This is a genomic window from Sinorhizobium americanum, from assembly GCF_001651855.1.
Classification (GTDB): domain Bacteria; phylum Pseudomonadota; class Alphaproteobacteria; order Rhizobiales; family Rhizobiaceae; genus Sinorhizobium; species Sinorhizobium americanum.
The window spans coordinates 114244-130124 of record NZ_LNQC01000043.1; the positions used below are offsets into that span (position 1 = coordinate 114244).

Annotated in this window: 16 protein-coding genes, 1 tRNA gene and 1 riboswitch; of the genes, 2 read left to right on the forward strand and 15 right to left on the reverse strand. The window is 63.3% G+C overall.

The window, feature by feature from the left end:
• Nucleotides 1–157: 157 nt before the first annotated feature.
• The 3 genes from ATC00_RS06740 to ATC00_RS33345 are packed head-to-tail and all read right to left on the reverse strand — an operon-like array spanning nucleotide 158 to nucleotide 5917.
• Nucleotides 158–3511: an error-prone DNA polymerase gene (locus ATC00_RS06740; protein WP_064252328.1), complete on the reverse strand. Its 3354-nt coding sequence runs from the start codon at nucleotides 3509–3511 to the stop codon at nucleotides 158–160.
• A complete protein-coding gene (locus ATC00_RS06745) occupies nucleotides 3508–5052 on the reverse strand; it encodes a DUF6504 family protein (protein WP_268801620.1) in 1545 nt (514 codons plus the stop codon). The genes ATC00_RS06740 and ATC00_RS06745 overlap by 4 nt, the downstream gene beginning before the upstream one ends.
• Nucleotides 4964–5917, reverse strand: coding sequence for an ImuA family protein (locus ATC00_RS33345; protein ID WP_064252330.1), 954 nt, complete (start codon nucleotides 5915–5917; stop codon nucleotides 4964–4966). The genes ATC00_RS06745 and ATC00_RS33345 overlap by 89 nt, the downstream gene beginning before the upstream one ends.
• A 168-nt stretch (nucleotides 5918–6085) precedes the next feature.
• On the opposite strand from ATC00_RS33345, the gene ATC00_RS06755 reads away from it, so the two are divergent.
• Nucleotides 6086–6520 carry a metallopeptidase family protein gene (locus ATC00_RS06755; protein ID WP_037389938.1) on the forward strand — a complete coding sequence of 145 codons (435 nt, stop codon included), beginning with the start codon at nucleotides 6086–6088 and terminating at the stop codon, nucleotides 6518–6520.
• Between the two features lie 195 nt (nucleotides 6521–6715).
• On the opposite strand, the gene ATC00_RS06760 is transcribed toward ATC00_RS06755, so the two are convergent.
• From ATC00_RS06760 to ATC00_RS06775, 4 genes are all read right to left on the reverse strand, one after another.
• Nucleotides 6716–6904, reverse strand: coding sequence for a Trm112 family protein (locus ATC00_RS06760; RefSeq protein ID WP_037390058.1), 189 nt, complete (start codon nucleotides 6902–6904; stop codon nucleotides 6716–6718).
• 5 nt (nucleotides 6905–6909) lie between these two features.
• Nucleotides 6910–7590, reverse strand: coding sequence for an LON peptidase substrate-binding domain-containing protein (locus ATC00_RS06765; protein WP_037389940.1), 681 nt, complete (start codon nucleotides 7588–7590; stop codon nucleotides 6910–6912).
• Between the two features lie 145 nt (nucleotides 7591–7735).
• Nucleotides 7736–8713, reverse strand: a complete 978-nt coding sequence (gene trxA / locus ATC00_RS06770) for a thioredoxin (protein WP_064252331.1) — start codon at nucleotides 8711–8713, stop codon at nucleotides 7736–7738.
• A gap of 61 nt (nucleotides 8714–8774) precedes the next feature.
• Complete coding sequence (locus ATC00_RS06775; protein ID WP_037390059.1) at nucleotides 8775–9284, reverse strand: prolyl-tRNA synthetase associated domain-containing protein; 510 nt, start codon at nucleotides 9282–9284, stop codon at nucleotides 8775–8777.
• Nucleotides 9285–9535: 251 nt separating this feature from the next.
• On the opposite strand from ATC00_RS06775, the gene ATC00_RS06780 reads away from it, so the two are divergent.
• Nucleotides 9536–9610 (forward strand) — tRNA-Gly (locus ATC00_RS06780).
• Between the two features lie 119 nt (nucleotides 9611–9729).
• On the opposite strand, the gene ATC00_RS06785 is transcribed toward ATC00_RS06780, so the two are convergent.
• From ATC00_RS06785 to ATC00_RS06820, 8 genes are all read right to left on the reverse strand, one after another.
• Nucleotides 9730–10746, reverse strand: a complete 1017-nt coding sequence (locus ATC00_RS06785; protein WP_064252333.1) for an aldose epimerase family protein — start codon at nucleotides 10744–10746, stop codon at nucleotides 9730–9732.
• 74 nt (nucleotides 10747–10820) lie between these two features.
• The gene (locus ATC00_RS06790; protein WP_037389946.1) at nucleotides 10821–12005 is read right to left on the reverse strand and encodes a vWA domain-containing protein; all 1185 of its coding nucleotides are present in this window, start codon (nucleotides 12003–12005) and stop codon (nucleotides 10821–10823) included.
• Complete coding sequence (gene metA / locus ATC00_RS06795; protein ID WP_064252334.1) at nucleotides 12005–12928, reverse strand: homoserine O-acetyltransferase MetA; 924 nt, start codon at nucleotides 12926–12928, stop codon at nucleotides 12005–12007. Before metA ends, ATC00_RS06790 begins: the two co-directional genes overlap by 1 nt.
• 61 nt (nucleotides 12929–12989) lie before the next feature.
• Nucleotides 12990–13067, reverse strand: a riboswitch (SAM riboswitch).
• Between the two features lie 58 nt (nucleotides 13068–13125).
• Nucleotides 13126–13581: an NUDIX hydrolase gene (locus ATC00_RS06800; protein WP_064252335.1), complete on the reverse strand. Its 456-nt coding sequence runs from the start codon at nucleotides 13579–13581 to the stop codon at nucleotides 13126–13128.
• Nucleotides 13578–14417 (reverse strand): AAA family ATPase, encoded by an 840-nt coding sequence (locus ATC00_RS06805; RefSeq protein WP_064252336.1) that lies wholly within the window; start codon nucleotides 14415–14417, stop codon nucleotides 13578–13580. Before ATC00_RS06805 ends, ATC00_RS06800 begins: the two co-directional genes overlap by 4 nt.
• Before the next feature lie 57 nt (nucleotides 14418–14474).
• On the reverse strand, nucleotides 14475–14855 hold the full coding sequence (locus ATC00_RS06810) for a RidA family protein (protein WP_064252379.1): 381 nt from the start codon (nucleotides 14853–14855) through the stop codon (nucleotides 14475–14477).
• Nucleotides 14856–14866: 11 nt separating this feature from the next.
• Complete coding sequence (leuD, locus tag ATC00_RS06815; RefSeq protein WP_037390394.1) at nucleotides 14867–15472, reverse strand: 3-isopropylmalate dehydratase small subunit; 606 nt, start codon at nucleotides 15470–15472, stop codon at nucleotides 14867–14869.
• Nucleotides 15473–15614: 142 nt separating this feature from the next.
• Nucleotides 15615–15857 (reverse strand): hypothetical protein, encoded by a 243-nt coding sequence (locus ATC00_RS06820; protein ID WP_037390393.1) that lies wholly within the window; start codon nucleotides 15855–15857, stop codon nucleotides 15615–15617.
• Between the last annotated feature and the right edge of the window lie 24 nt (nucleotides 15858–15881).

Consider the following 15881-nt stretch of genomic DNA (forward strand, 5'->3'; position numbering starts at 1 on the left):
TTCATTGGATTAGGGGATTCTAAGGCACCGATTTTTCTCTCATGGCTTGCAAATTGGGCGGGAAAGGCTGCGACATTTTTACACAGGCTTGCCCGCAGCCAAAGCCGGGGACAATTGGGCAATGCAGCGATCTGCAGTTGGCAAGCCGACCAAAGGATCAATGAAAGTTGCGTCCCTTCGGCATGACCTCGGCCACCTCGCTCCCCGACTCCGACGTTTTCCGTCCCTCTTGTTGAGAAGGCATCAGGCGCAACTGGCGGAGCGCTTTCTTGTCGCGGGCATCCGCGGTCGGCCTGAGCGCCTCGTCGGCCCGATCATTGGCTCCGAAACGCTTGGCCTCGTTGCGCAGGAGCCCGAGCATCGGCGTCATGTCTTCCATATGTTCGGCAACCACATGGATGACGCCGCTTTCGCTCTGTAACCGGCCGCGTATCTTCACGAGCCGCGATCCCATGACCTGCCGCCGGTATTTCTGAAAGGTCTTCTCCCAGACGATGATGTTGGCGACACCGGTTTCGTCCTCGATCGTCATGAAGATGACGCCATTGGCCGAACCCGGCCGCTGGCGAACGAGCACGAGGCCTGCCACCGTCACCCGTCTTCCTGCCGGGGTCCTCGCCAGATCCCGGCTGGCAAGAATGCCCATGCGCGCGAAATCCTCCCGCATGAAGGAGACCGGATGGGCCTTCAGCGACAGCGTCAGGGTGCGATAGTCATTGATGACATGTTCGCCGGCGGGCATGTCCGGCAGGGCGATGGCCGGCTCGACCTGCAGGTCCGTGGAACCGGCCCTATCGAAAAGCGGCAGGCGCTCGACCGCCGACTGCTCGTTGAGCGCCTTGACCGCCCAGAGTGCTCTTCGCCGGTCGAGGCCGATGGAGCGGAAGGCATCCGCATCCGCAAGGCGCTCCAGCACGGCCCGGCTCAGGCCGGAGCGGACCCAGAGATCGTGCACGGACCGGTATCCCTCGCCGCGGCGGGCAACGAGCACCTCCATATCCGCTTGCTTTACGCCCTTGACCAGCCGAAACCCGAGCCGGACCGCCTTGCTGGAAAGAATGACGTTCCGCATGTCGGCGTGGCGCGGGTCGATCGCAGCCTTGCTGAACATCCTCTCGCCTTCGAGCAGGGCATCCCAGTCCGAGTGGTTGACGTCGACCGGCAGGATTTTCACCCCGTGTTCGCGGGCATCGCGCACGAGCTGCGCGGGCGCATAGAAGCCCATCGGCTGCGAGTTCAGAAGCGCGGCGCAGAAGACATCCGGATAATAGGCCTTGAACCAGGAGGAGGCATAGACGAGAGAGGCGAAGGAGGCGGCATGGCTTTCGGGAAAGCCGTATTCGCCGAAGCCCTTGATCTGGTTGAAGCAGCGTTCGGCGAACTCCCTCTCATAGCCGTTCTTGACCATGCCATCGATCATCTTCCGCTCGAAAGTGTGGATCGTGCCGGTCCGCTTGAAGGTCGCCATGGCGCGGCGCAGGCGATCGGCCTCGCTCGGCGAGAAGCCGGCGGCGGTGATGGCGATCTGCATCGCCTGTTCCTGGAACAGCGGCACGCCCAGCGTCCTTTCCAGGACCGCCTTCAATTCCTCGCTCGGATAGTCGACCGCTTCTCCGTTCCTCTGCGCCTCGCGCCGCTTCAGATAGGGGTGCACCATATTGCCCTGGATGGGACCGGGGCGGACGATCGCCACCTCGATCACTAGATCGTACATTTCGCGTGGTCTGAGCCGCGGCAGCATGCTCATCTGCGCCCGGCTTTCGATCTGGAACACCCCGACCGTATCGGCGCGGCAGATCATGTCGTAAACGGCCGGCTGCTGATCCTGGTAGAGTTGGGCCAGGATCTTCTTTTCTCCGTAATGAGCCTCCAGGAACCTGAAGGCCCTGGCGAGGCAGGTCAGCATGCCGAGCGCCAGCACGTCGACCTTGAGGATCTTCAACTGGTCGAGGTCGTCCTTGTCCCATTCGATCATGTAGCGGTCGGGCATGGCCGTGTTCATGATCGGCACGACCTCGTCGAGCCTGTCGCGGGTGATGACGAAGCCGCCGACATGCTGGGAGAGGTGCCGCGGGAAGTTCATGAGCAGGCTGGCATAGGCAAGCACGCGCCGGGTCAGCGGATCCGCCATGTCGAGCCCCGCCCCTTTCGCCTGCTCCTCGGTGAAGGGCGAGGTCCCCCAGCCCCAGACCGAACTGACGAGAGCCGATTGCACGTCCTCCGACAGGCCGAAGGCCTTGGCGACCTCCCGGCCGGCCGAACGCGAGCGGTAGCTGATCACCGCAGCAGTGAGCCCGGCATGCTCCTTGCCGTAGGTCCGGTAGATGTATTGGATGACCTCTTCGCGCCGCTCGTGTTCGAAGTCGACATCGATATCGGGTGGCTCGTCACGGTCGCGCGACAGGAAGCGGTCGAACAGCAGCGTGAACTTCTGCGGATCGACGTCGGTGATGCCGAGGCAGAAACAGACCGAGGAATTGGCGGCAGATCCCCGCCCCTGGCAGAGAATGCCGACGCTGCGGGCAAATTTCACCAGCTTGTGGACGGTCAGGAAATAGGGCTCGTATTTCTTGTCGTGGATGAGTTCGAGCTCGTATTCGATCTGCCGCTGGACCTTTTCCGGCACGCCGGAAGGATACCGCTCGCGCGCGCCTTCGGCGACGAGCCTTCGCAGGCTTTCGGCCGGCGTTTCGCCCGCGGCGTTTTCGTCCGGATATTGGTGGCTGAGCTCGTCGAGGCTGAAGGATAGCCGCTTGAAGAATTTGCCCGCATTGACGATCGCTTCGGGATAGTCGCGGAAAAGCCGGACCATCTCCTGCGGGCCCTTCAGGTGCCTTTCGGCATTCTTCTGGAGGAGGAAGCCGGCGCTGGCGACCGACACATGCTCGCGAATGGCGGTGACCACATCCGCAAGCGGCCGGTAATGCGGATCGTGATAGAGCGCGTCATTGGTAGCCAGAAGCCGAACATCGAGGCTCCTGGCGACCGCGGCGAGAACGGCAAAGTCATGCCGGTCGAAGCCGTCATAACGGGGCGCCAGGCCGAGATAGAGCCGGTTGCCGGCATGCTCTCGCAATGTTTCGAGAAGCGTGTTCAGGATTTCCGGCTGCGGCCGGCCTTCGCCCGGCATGACGATCAGCAGAAGCTCCTCCTGCCACTCGAGGAGATCGGCGAGATAAAGCGTGCATTCGCCCTTCTTGGAGCGCAGGTTGCCGGCGCTGAGCAGCCGGCAAAGATGCCCCCAGCCCTGCCTGTTCCGGGGATAGGCGAGAATATCCGGCGTGCCGTCGGCAAAGACCAGGCGGGCGCCTGGCTGGAAAGGGTAATTCTCCACTTTTGCCTTGGCATGGGCCCTGACGACACCGGCCACGCTGTTGCGGTCGGCGACGCCGAGGCCTGAAAGCCCGATCTTCCTGGCAAAGACGATCATCTCCTCGGCCGGCGCCGCCCCCTCCAAAAAGGAGAAATTCGTGCGCGCCCCAAGCTCGCAGAAGATAGGCGCCTCGCTCATGCGAAAACTCCGTGCATGAACCAGCGGGCTGCCGCGACTTCCCTTCCGTAAAGCCCTTCGCGAAACAGCCAGAATCGGCGGCCCTCCTGATCCTCGACCCGGAAATAGTCGCGCGTCGGATGGTCCTCCCCGTCGATCCACCATTCGGCGGCGATCCGCTCGGGACCTTCGGCACGGGCGACGCGATACTGGGTCTTGCGCCAGTTGAAGCTACGCGGGGCGCCGTCCGGCACCTCGGCCGTCGCCTCCACCAGTTCGGGATGGGCGAAAACCCGAAGCGGGCGGTTTTCCGGAAAGACCCTGTCGTTAGAGCCAGGCGGCGCCATCACCGCCGCCACATTCCTGACCGCGGCAAACCCGCCCGCCCGCTCCGGCAGGTGGCTTTCGGCAAGGCTCGCCTGCATCAGGCAATCGGGGCCGAAACGGGCGGCAACCTTGTCGATGAAGGCGGCAAGCGGCTGGCTTTCCTCGGGCACGCCGGAAAAATCCTGCTGCGCCGGATCAAGCCTTTCGCTGCGCAACACGGCCAGCCTGAGGATTTCGAAACCGTAGCCGGCATCGAGATCGTCATGGACTGCCTGCAGCCGTTCGCGAAAGAGCGCCGCGATGCGGTCGGCGTCATTCAACGGCATGGCCGCATGCGCCCGCACACGGAACACCCGCCCGTCGACGCGAAACAGGAGGAGCTCGAACAGCCGCCCGCCTTCGCCATGCCGCTCCAGCGAGGCGCGGACGTCCTTGGCAAGGTGACGGGTGAGTTCGAGAATGTATTCCTCGTCCATCAGCGGTTCGGCGAGCCGGCGCTCGGCGGCAAAGCTCGGCACCGGCAGGCGGGGCGATAAAGGTTCGTCCGCCGCGCCTCTCGCCTGGTCGAGCCTAAGGAGAAGGAGGGATCCGAAGCGGCGGGCGAGCGGCGCGCGCGGCGCTTCGAGCAGGTCGCCGATCTGTTTCAGCCCGACGCGCTCGAGGGCTGCGGCGGTTTCCTCCGGCAGGCGGAGTGCAGCGACCGGCAAGGGTGCAAGAACCCGGCCCGCCTCTCCCGCTTCGATGACGGCCATATTGCCGTAGCGGGCGGCGGCCCAGGAAAGGCCGGCTGCGGAGGAGACGGTCGCCCGCGCCTCGACGCCGAGCGAAAAAAGCCGGGACAGGAGGTCGCTGACAAGCCCCTTCTCGCCGCCATGCAGATGCGCGCAGCCGGTGATGTCGAGAAACAGGCCGTCCTTTCCGTCGAGCGCGACCAGCGGCGTATAGCGGTCGCACCAGTCGGCAAGCCCCTCCAGGAAGGCCTGGTCGGCCGCCGGATCGGCGGCGATCACGTCGAGCGCCGGGCACATGGCGCGGGCCTCCGCCGCCCCCTGGCCGAGCTTCAGGCCGATCTTCTCGGCAAGCGTGTCGAGCGCGACGAGGCGCATGGCATTATCGATCTTGGCGGCAAAAACGACCGGCGGATGATCAGGACGCCCGCGCGAAAGCCAGGAGGCGCCCCAGCGGCTGCGCGCGACGCGATCGGCCGGCAGGTGCGGAAAGTGGATCGACAGGATTCTCTGGCTGTCCGTTGACCTGAAGAGCGGCGCTCCGGCGCTCGTCGAGGGGGTAGAAGCGGCGGTCATGGGCGTTCCATTCCAGAAAGATGTCGGCAGCGGCATAAGCCCTGCTTTTTTCGACAAGGAGGTGAAAGGCGGGATGATCGATGCTGCCGCAAAGCACCGAGCCATCGGGGAGAGGACGTCCGCCGGCTGGTGCCGGCTTGATCTGGAAGCGGAAGAAGGCGCTGCTCGCCTCCTCCTCGCCCGCCTGGCGGAAGAGAAGCAGAGGCACATGACCGGCCCGGGCCCGGACATTGAGACGCCGGCTCTCGCTCAAGGCGAGACAGGCGGGATTGCCGCGGATTTCCAGAACGACCGCGGCGAAGACCGGCACCGCAAGCGCCGTCTCGGCGATCCAGAGCGCATCCTTGACGGTGCGCGCCGCGACGAAGAGGAAGCGCTCCGGATCGAGCCCGTAGGACTTGAGGCCGGGCGCATAGAGTTGCCCCGCCTCACGGCAAGCGAGCGCCTGGCTGATCCAGAGCACCGGAGCGAGATGGCCTTTCTCCCTCCTCTCCTGCTGATAGAGCACCGCAAGCGCCGCCACGAAGCCGGCGGCCGCGCCTGCATCGCGGGTTTCGGCATTGCGAATTTCCATCATCCCTTCAAGCGGCAACCCGCCTTTGAGGAGATCGTCGAGCGGCCCGATCCCGAGCGGCAGCACCTTGCGATGGAAGGTCCCTTCGCTGCCGCGCCGAAAGCCGGCTGCATCGGCCGCCTTGGCGGCCCGCACAATTCCAGGCAAGCTGCAATTTTCAATCCGTGCTATGGTGTCACGAAGGGAAAGAATGGTTTGCCGTTGCACGGCGTTCTCGGCCATGACGGTCAGCTCCCATCAAATGTTCATGTTATGTTCTTATGGATTCCAGAGCTGGCGGGAAGAGTCAACAGCAAAGAATAAGAATTTATTCCTCTATCCTGCCCGGGCAGAATTCAACACTCGAAAAACAAACGGGAAATCGCTATATGAGGGCAACAAGGAGTGCCTATGGCCCGCATTGACCAGACCGATGATTGGCGGGAACGCCACGCACCGACGCTTACCACATTCGAACAGCTTGCTTTTGAAGCCTATAGCCACCTGCCGGACGAATTCCGCAAGCTGACGACGGACCTCATCATCGAAGTTGCCGATTTCCCAAGCGACGATGTCTTCGAAGACATGGCGCTCGAGACGCCTTTCGACCTGCTCGGCCTCTTCGAAGGCCGCGGCATCGGCGAGCGCTTCACCATGGAGACCGGCCAGTTCCCGAACCGCATCACCCTTTACCGCCGCCCGATCCTCGACTACTGGGCGGAAAACGAGGAAACGCTCGGCGATATCATCACCCATGTGCTGATCCACGAGATCGGCCACCATTTCGGCCTTTCCGACGACGACATGGAGCGGATCGAGGCGAGCGTCGAGCACGTCGGCGGTTAAGGCACAAACGACCTTCCAGCGATTTGCCCCTCATCCGCCTGCCGGCACATTCTCCCCGCAAGCGGGGCGAAGAGATTCGCGGCAAGCTCCCATCCAGTCCGCTGACGAAGGGGGGCGAGGCGGCGCGGCATGCCCCTTCGCCCCGCTTGCGGGGAGAAGGCCGCGGCAACGGGATGAGGGGCAAGCAACCGTTGCCTAATCCTCGATTTTGCGCGCCTCCGAGACCAGCATGATCGGCACGCCGTCGCGGATCGGATAGGCAAGGCGGGCCCTTTCCGAGACCAGTTCGTGGGCCTCGGCATCGTAGCTGAGCCGCCCCTTGGTCAGCGGGCAGACGAGCAATTCGAGGAGTTTCGGATCGACCCGGCTGGCGTTTGCGTCCATCGTCTTCACTGCAGAATGTTGTCGAGATCGCCGAAATTGCGGGCGAGTACGATCTCGGTAATCGCGATCAGCGTTTCGGCCCGCGTCTTGAGATCGGGCGCTTCGAGCAGCGCCTGCTTCTCCGCCGGGCCATAGGGCGACATCATCGCCATCGAATTGACGAGCGTACGGTTGCTCGCCCGCTCGACGCTTTCCCAGTCGGCCTCCAGCTTGTTGGCGTCGAGATAGGCGCGGAAGGCGGCGAGCAGCGCCTCGCGGTCGACGAGGGCCTCGTCGTCCGGCCCTTCGAGATCGGCCGCGAAGGGGCCGATGCGGAAGCGGCGATAGCCGCGCACGCCGGAAATTTCGGCAAACAGCCTGTAGCGGCAGACGCCGGTGAGCGAGGTGATGTAGCGGCCGTCGCCGGTTTCGGCGAAGGAGGTGATGCGGCCGATGCAGCCGACCTGGCAGAGTGCCGGCACCGGCGAGGAATCGATGTCGCTGCGGCCTTCGGCAAAGGAGGGCTGGACGATGCCGATCAGCCGGTCACCGGAGAGCGCGTCATCGAACATTGCGAGGTAGCGGGGTTCAAAGATGTTGAGAGGAAGCTGGGCACCCGGAAGCAGCAGCGCGCCCGTCAGGGGGAAGACCGGAATGATCTCCGGCAGATCCTTCGGACTGAGATAACGCGCATTTCCGACATGCATTTCCGATTGCCCCTGAAGATCGCGGCGTCCCCCGTTTCATAAACGCGGGTCGCACGCTCAAGAGATGGTGCATCCCTCAAAAATCTCAAGGAAAAAGCTGCAATCCGCGACGCAAAAAGCAGTTCCGTTTTGCTGCTGCCGGGGCTCAGGAGAACAGCAGCGCGGAAAGCTTGCGCCGGGCGGCAATCGTCGCCGGATCCTTCGGCCCCCAGACTTCGAAGAAGGACAGCAGCTCGCGCCGGGCGGCGTCGTCCTCGAAGCTGCGGTCGCGCTTCATGATCGTCAGGAGATGCTCGGCGGCGCCGGTCCTGTCGCCCTCGACGTTGCGGATCTTGGCAAGCTTCAGCCGTGCCGCGTGGTCGTCGGGGTTATGCGCCAGTTGCTGCTCCAGAGCCACCGGATCGCCGAGCTTGCGGGCCTCCTCGATCTGGTCGAGCTTCTTCGAAACGGCACCGATTACCGCAGCCTTCGCCAGTTCTTCCGGCAGTTGCGAGAGCGCCTGGCGCGCCTCGGCAAGCTGGCCGAGCGCGATCATGCATTCGACCATGCCGGCGATCGCCTCGGCATTTTCCGGTTCCGCCTGCAGCACGGCACCGTAGAGGCCGGCGGCGTTTTGCGCGTCACCGGATTCGAGCAGCGCCTTGGCATCGGCAAGAACGGCCTCGACCTCGGCCTTGGAATCATCGACGGCCGGGCCGGCGATGCGGTCGATGAACTGCTTGATCTGGCTCTCGGGGATGGCGCCCATGAAGCCGTCGACCGGACGCCCGCCGACAAAGGCGATGACCGCCGGGATCGACTGGATGCCGAGCTGGCCGGCTATCGATGGATGGTCGTCGATGTTCATCTTGACGAGCTTGACGCGGCCGGCGGCTTCCTTGACCACCTTCTCGATGACCGGCGTCAGCTGTTTGCACGGGCCGCACCAGGGTGCCCAGAAGTCGACGAGCACGGGCTGCTGGCGCGAAGCCTCGAGCACGTCGCGGGCGAAGGCGGCGGTGGTCGTCTCCTTAATCAGGTCGCCGGCGGCCGCGGCATTCGGTGCCGGCTGCCCGCCGAACGAGGCCGAGGCCGTCATCTGGTTGCCGAAGGAACCTGCATAGGGATTGTCGCTACCGCCCATTCTTCTCTCTCCTCGCGGGCTTGCCGCCCGACTTGATGCTTTCCGCGCCAAAGATCGTATGTCAGGCCGTCACTTTCAAGACAAGCGGCTCGTGTCCGGTCGCCTCCATGAAGCGCAGCATATCCGTGGCGGCGATCGAGGTCGTCTGGTCGTTCGAGAGCGGGTGGCAGTTGATCGTGTCGAATTCCATCAGCCCCTCGTCGAGAATGATTTTCACCTTGCCCGAAGTGTCGTTGATCGCGCCGAAGGCGGTCACGGCGCCGGGGATCACCCCCAGATATTCCATCAGCTTCTCCGGCTTGCCGAAGGAGACCTTGCTGGCCGCGCCGATGGTCTGATGAATGGTCTTCAGGTCCACCGTCGCATTCTCCTCGACGGTCAGCAGGAAATAGTTGTCCTTTTTGTCCTTCAGGAACAGGTTTTTTGTATGTCCACCGGGAATTTCATCGCGCAGCGCCACCGATTCGGCAACGGTGAAGACCGGCTGATGCCGCTTCGTCCTGTGCTCGATACCGAGTTCGTCGAGAAAGCGGAACAGGTCTTCCGCGGATTTCGGCTGTGCCTCGCTCATCATCTTGATCCTTCCGACGGCTTTAGATTTTGTCCTGCTTTACGAGGAAGGGCCGGCTTACGCAATCTCAAGGGCGGCCAACGGCGGGGATCGCGGCATGGCGGCCTTTTGGGAATAGCCCGAAAAAATTCTTGCCTTCCGCGCCATTTCCCTGTTGCATTTGAAAAATCGATAGGCCATATAGCGCCGGTCGCCGCAAGACGGGGCGGCAACCCACGGTCCACAGACTACCCCGGACCTGGGTCTGATGAGCGGGTGTAGCTCAGGGGTAGAGCACAACCTTGCCAAGGTTGGGGTCGAGGGTTCGAATCCCTTCGCCCGCTCCAGTTTTTTCAAAGAAATCATAGCCTTAATGCGGATGTACTGATCGTAGGTGCGCTTGCTTTAGGCGGCGTGCACTGCCCGCACTCTTTCAGAGTGGCACGTCGAATTCGAATCGCCCCCGTCAGCTCTTGGCGAAAACGTAGTCCGTCTCTTGCCGGAGCACCTCACCCGGCCTCAGCACACCCTTCGGAAAACCTCGGTGGTTCACCGCATCGGGCCAGACTTGCGTCTCGAGGCAGAAGCCGGCGTAGGGGCCGTAGCGGCGGCCTTCGAGGCCAGGGACAGGCACGTTCAGTTTGGAGCCGGTGTAAAGCTGGACGCCGGGCTCGGTCGTCCGCACCTCCAGCGAGACGCCGGAATTGATGCTGCGCACCAGCGCCACCGAGCGCTTCCGCATGCGCTCCGGCGAGAGGCAGAAATTATGGTCATAGGCGATCCTGTCGCCTTGCATCTGGCGCTTGAGCGAGGTCATCTCGCGGAGGTCGAAGGCGGTGCCGGCGACGGGCCGGATTTCGCCGGTCGGGATCAGCCGCTCGTCCGTCGGCAGGTAATGGTCGGCGGCGATCATGATGTCATGGCCGCGCGCGTCCTCGCCGCCGTCGAGGTTGAAATAGCTGTGCTGGCAGACATTGGCGAGCGTCGGCGCGTCGGTCTCGGTTTCGTAAAGGACGTTCAGCGTGCCGCCCGGCTTCAGCGCATAGGTGCAGGTCACCGTGCAGTTGCCGGGATAGCCGGCGCGGCCATCGGGATCGGTGATCCTGAGCGTCACGCTATCCTCCGCCCGCTCGACGATCGTCCAGTTGCGCTTGCCGATATTGTCGCTGCCGCCGTGCAGATGCGTGACGCCCTTCTCGTTGAGGTCGAGCTCAAACGCCTTGCCGTCGAGCGTGAAGCGCCCGTCGCCGATGCGGTTGGCGTTGCGGCCGGGTGTGGCGCCGAAATAGGAGGAGTGGGCGGGGTAGCTGTCGAAATCCTCGAAGCCGAGCACGAGCGGCGCCTGATGGCCGTCGAGCCGCAGGTCCTGGATGACCGAGCCCCAGGTCAGCACCTTGGCGGTCAGCCCGCCGCCCGTGAGCGTCAGCCGATGCACCGGTTCGCCGGACGGCAGGTGGCCGAAGATTTCCGTGTCGGTGCTCATCTTTTCTCCCCTCGCGACATCGGGCGACAAACTGCGTCATTTCCGGCGGGGCGGCAACCAGAAAGTCACACTTTTCAGCGCGACAAGTCCTTCGTCGCCGCCTGCAGACCGGCAAGCGTCAGCGGGAACATCCGCCCGTGAAAGAGCGCGCGGATCATGCCGATCGAATGGGTATGGCGCCAGTGACCCTCCGGCACCGGGTTGAGCCAGATCGACCGCGGGAAATGCGTCGTCAGGCGCTCGAGCCAGAGCGCCCCGGCCTCGTCGTTCCAGTGCTCGACCGAGCCGCCCGGATGGCTGATCTCGTAGGGGCTCATCGCAGCGTCGCCGACGAAGATGGCGCGGTAGTCGCTGCCATAGGTGCGCAGGACCTCCGCGGTGCGAATGACGTCGGCGCGGCGGCGGCGATTGTCCTTCCACAGGCCCTCATAGATGCAATTGTGGAAATAGAAATAGTCCATGTGGCGGAACTCGGCGCGCGCCGCCGAGAACAGCTCCTCGACGATGCGGATGTGGTCGTCCATCGATCCGCCGACGTCGAAGAACATCAGGAGCTTGACGGCATTGCGGCGCTCCGGCCGGGTCACCACGTCGAGATAGCCGTGCTCGGCGGTGGAACGGATCGTGCCGGAGAGGTCGAGTTCGTCGGCCGCCCCCTGGCGCACCCAACGCCTGAGCCGCTTCAGCGCCACCTTGATGTTCCGGGTGCCGAGCTCGACCGTGTCGTCGTAGTCCCTGAACTCGCGCCGGTCCCAGACCTTGACCGCACGCCGGTGCCGCGAGCCTTCCTGGCCGATCCTGACGCCTTCGGGATTGTAGCCATAGGCGCCGAAGGGCGAGGTGCCGGCCGTGCCAATCCATTTCGAGCCGCCCTGGTGCCGGCCGGTCTGCTCGGCAAGCCGCTGGCGCAGCGTCTCCATCAACCTATCGAAACCGCCGAGCGCCTCGACGAGCTTCTTCTCCTCCTCGGTCAGATATTTCTCGGCGACCTTCCTCAGCCACTCCTCGGGGATAGTGGTCTCGGCAAGCTCCTCCGGCGGCGAGACCGCTTCGAGCCCGGCAAAGGCGCGCCGGAACACCCGGTCGAAACGATCGATGTAGCGTTCGTCCTTGATCAGCGCCGTCCGCGCCAGAAAATAGAAGGCTTCCACGTCGAAGGCGGCGATCCCCTTCTCCATTCCTTCGATCAGCGACAGGAACTCCCGGAGCGTCACCGGGATCTTCTCGGCCTTCAGTTCGAGGAAGAAGGGGATGAACATCAGTCTCCACTTCCGATCTTTTCGAGCTCGTAGGGTGTCGTCTGGTACATCTCGTTGATCCAGTTTCCGAAGAAGAGGTGCGCATGGCTGCGCCAGCGGTTCTGCGGCGGCAGGGTCGAATCATTGTGCGGAAAGTAGTCGTGCGGCAGCTTGATCGGCACGCCGGCATCGACGTCGCGGAAATATTCGTCCGAAAGCGAAGTTGAATCATATTCGACATGATTGAACATGTAGAGCCGGTTGCCCTTCTTCTCGTGCACCAGGCAAACGCCCATCTCCTTCGATTCCATCAGGATCTCGAGGCTCGGAACCCGGTCGATATCGGCGCGGCGCACCTCGGTCCAGCGCGACACGGGGACGGCGAAGTCATCGGAAAAGCCGTTCAGATAGACCGACGAGGGCTTGAGGTTCTGGTGGCGATAGACGCCGAAGGCCTTTTCCTTGAGCGGATATTTCGGAACACCGTGAAAGTGGTAGATCCCCGCCATCGCGCCCCAACAGACGTTCAGCGTCGAGTGCACATGCGTTTCCGTCCAGTCGAAGATGCGCTTGAGCTCGTCCCAATAGGTGACCTCTTCATAGTCGAGCGTCTCGACCGGGGCGCCGGTGATGATGAAGCCGTCGAACTTGCGGCCCTTGACCTCCTCCCAGGTTTCGTAGAAGGCGAAGAGATGCTCCTCGGGCGTGTTCTTCGGCCGGTAGCCGCCGATGCGCACCAGCGTCAGCTCCACCTGCAGCGGCGTCGCGCCGATCAGCCGGGCGATCTGGATTTCCGTCTTGATCTTGTTCGGCATCAGGTTCAAGAGCCCGATCTGCAGCGGCCGGATGTCCTGGCGGACCGCCGCCGTCTCGGTCATCACCCGCACGCCCTCGTTGACGAGCGTTTCGAAGGCGGGCAGCGTATCGGGAATCTTGATGGGCATGGTTCCACTCGATCAATACAAAAAAACCGGCGGCGAGATGATCGCGACCGGTCCTCGGAAATCCGTTCTTTCCTCGGCCCTTTAGCGATTTCTTTAACGTGGCTGCAAGCCGGCCGGCCAAATCACCACAGGATCGTTTGATAGCGTGGCGGAGGCCACGCGGTCAATGAAAAACACGGAGCCGCCACTGGAGGCGATCAAATCGGGCTCTTTAGCCGGCCTCGGACCTGCAACGGCTCCAAAGCCTCCTGCATTCCATAGCCGAGGCGGCCGCGCGCTTCAGCCATTGCGAGCCAGAAAAACCGAAATCGGATCGGCGGGCCGCCGCTGTCCGGCGTCATTTCGCAGTGCAACCAGCCTCGCCGCTGCTCGCCGGCAAGCGCCACATGAAAATAGTGTCGCCGGTGACAGATCTCCCTGCCGCTCTTGACGAAGTGGTAGTCTTGCGTGGCGAGGTGGACGAATTTGTCCGGCGGTGTCATCCCGGTTTCCTCGGCAAACTCCCGGCGGGCGGCCGCTTCGGGGCTCTCGCCCGGCTCCATCGTGCCGCCCGGCACCTGCAACTCCACCTCGGGAAAGTCCGGCTCATCGAAGACCAGCAGCGTGTCCTGCCAAGTAGCGTAGATCAGGACCTTATGTGCGTCCGGCCTCATGCGTCGCGGCGCGCCATGAAGGCAAGCCGCTCGAAAAGATGCACGTCCTGCTCGTTCTTCAAAAGCGCACCGTGCAGCTTCGGCAACATCGATTTCGGACCGGCGCGCAAGTCGGCCGGATCGATCCCGTCGGCGACCAGCAGGCGAATCCAGTCGAGCGCCTCCGACGTCGAGGGCTTCTTCTTCAGCCCCGGCACCTCGCGGATGCCGTAGAAGGCGGCAAGGGCTGCCGACAGCAGGGTCTTGCGGATGCCCGGATAATGGACCTCGACGATGCGGGCGAGCGTGTCGGCATCGGGGAAGCGGATATAGTGGAAGAAGCAGCGGCGCAGGAAGGCGTCCGGCAGCTCCTTCTCATTGTTGGAGGTGATGATGACGATCGGCCGATGCCGAGCACGGATCATCTCTCCGGTCTCGTAGACGTGGAACTCCATCCGGTCGAGTTCCTGCAACAGGTCGTTCGGAAACTCGATATCCGCCTTGTCGATCTCGTCGATCAGCAGCACCACCTTCTCCGACGCCTCGAAGGCCTGCCAGAGCTTGCCCTTGCGGATATAGTTTTTCACGTCGTTGACGCGAGCGTCGCCGAGTTGGCTGTCGCGCAGCCGCGAGACGGCGTCGTATTCGTAGAGCCCCTGCTGCGCCTTGGTGGTCGATTTGACGCTCCACTCGATGAGGTCGAGGCCGAGGGCCGCGGCAATCTGGCGGGCAAGCTCGGTCTTGCCGGTGCCGGGCTCGCCCTTGACGAGCAGCGGCCGCTCCAGCCCTATCGCCGCATTGATGGCGACCATCAGGTCCTTGTCGGCGATATAGTCGGCGGTGCCTTCAAACTGCATGGGCCTGCTACTCTCGCGCTTTGAGAAATCCGCTATATGGGCAAGAACGACCCCGCCTCACCCGCGAAACGCCGTGACCTCGATTTCGATCAGCATTTCCGGGCGGATGAGGTCGCAGACGATCATCGTCGCAGCCGGGCGGATCTCGCCAAAAACCTCGCCGAAGATCGGGAAGACCCGGTCGGCGAAGCTGGCATCGGTGACGTAGTAGTGGTTGCGCACGACGTCCGAAAGCAAGAAGCCGGCTTCCTTCAGCGCGGCATCGATCGTCTTCAGGCAGTTGCGCGCCTGCTCCTCGACCGTCTCCGGCATGGTCATGGTGGCATAGTCGTAGCCGGTCGTGCCGGAGACGAAGCACCAGTCGCTCTTGACGACGGCACGCGAATAGCCTGCCGTCTTCTCAAAGGGCGAACCAGTCGAAATCAGCCTGCGCGTCATTCGCGAGCCGCTCAGGCCCACGGATGCGATGCGGCGTTCTTCTTCTCGAAGCTGTCGATGGCGCCTGCCTTTTCGAGCGTCAGGCCGATGTCGTCCAGGCCGTTCAGCAGGCAGTGGCGCTTGAAGGCATCGATCTCGAACTTGATCGAGCCGCCGTCGGGGCCGGTGATTTCCTGGGCTTCCAGATCGACAGACAACACCGCGTTGGAGCCGCGGTTGGCATCGTCCATCAGCTTGTCGAGGTCGGCCTGGCTGACGACGATCGGCAGGATGCCGTTCTTGAAACAGTTGTTGTAGAAGATGTCGGCGAACGAGGTCGAGATGACGCAGCGGATGCCGAAATCGAGGAGCGCCCACGGCGCATGCTCGCGCGAGGAACCGCAGCCGAAATTGTCGCCGGCAACCAGGATCTTGGCGTTCTGGTAGGCCGGCTTGTTGAGCACGAAATCGGGGTTTGGCGTGCCGTCCTCGTTGTAGCGCGCCTCGGCGAAGAGTCCCGTGCCGAGCCCGGTGCGCTTGATCGTCTTCAGGTAATCCTTCGGGATGATCATGTCCGTGTCGATGTTGACGACGGGCAGGGGCGCAGCAACGCCGGTGAGCTTGACGAACTTGTCCATGGTCTAGCCTTCGATTTCAGCGGAAGTGTTGGGAGAGCGTTTAGATCAGTTTCGCGCCGAAATGAAGGAGAATCTGCGTCTGCGGGCCTTGGCGGGTCGATTCGGGAGCGTCCTTTGCGCGTTCAGTTGAGCGCGCAGCGTCCTAGAGATCGATGATCGTGCCGCGTCCGTCGTTCCAGATCCGCATTTCACGCTGCTGGCCGGCAGCTGCCCGGGTCCGCGCCGGCATCGGCTTCGCATTGAACCGCGCGGCGATTGCGCTGCCGATCGCAACGACGGCGGCGATGCCGGCGAGCGCCAGGGCCAGCGAGGCGGTCAGCACGAAGGCCGCAACCGTGATGGCAATGGCGGCGGCCGTGAAAAGAACAGAGCGGATGCTTTGCATGTTCGTCACCTTTCTATTAGGCCA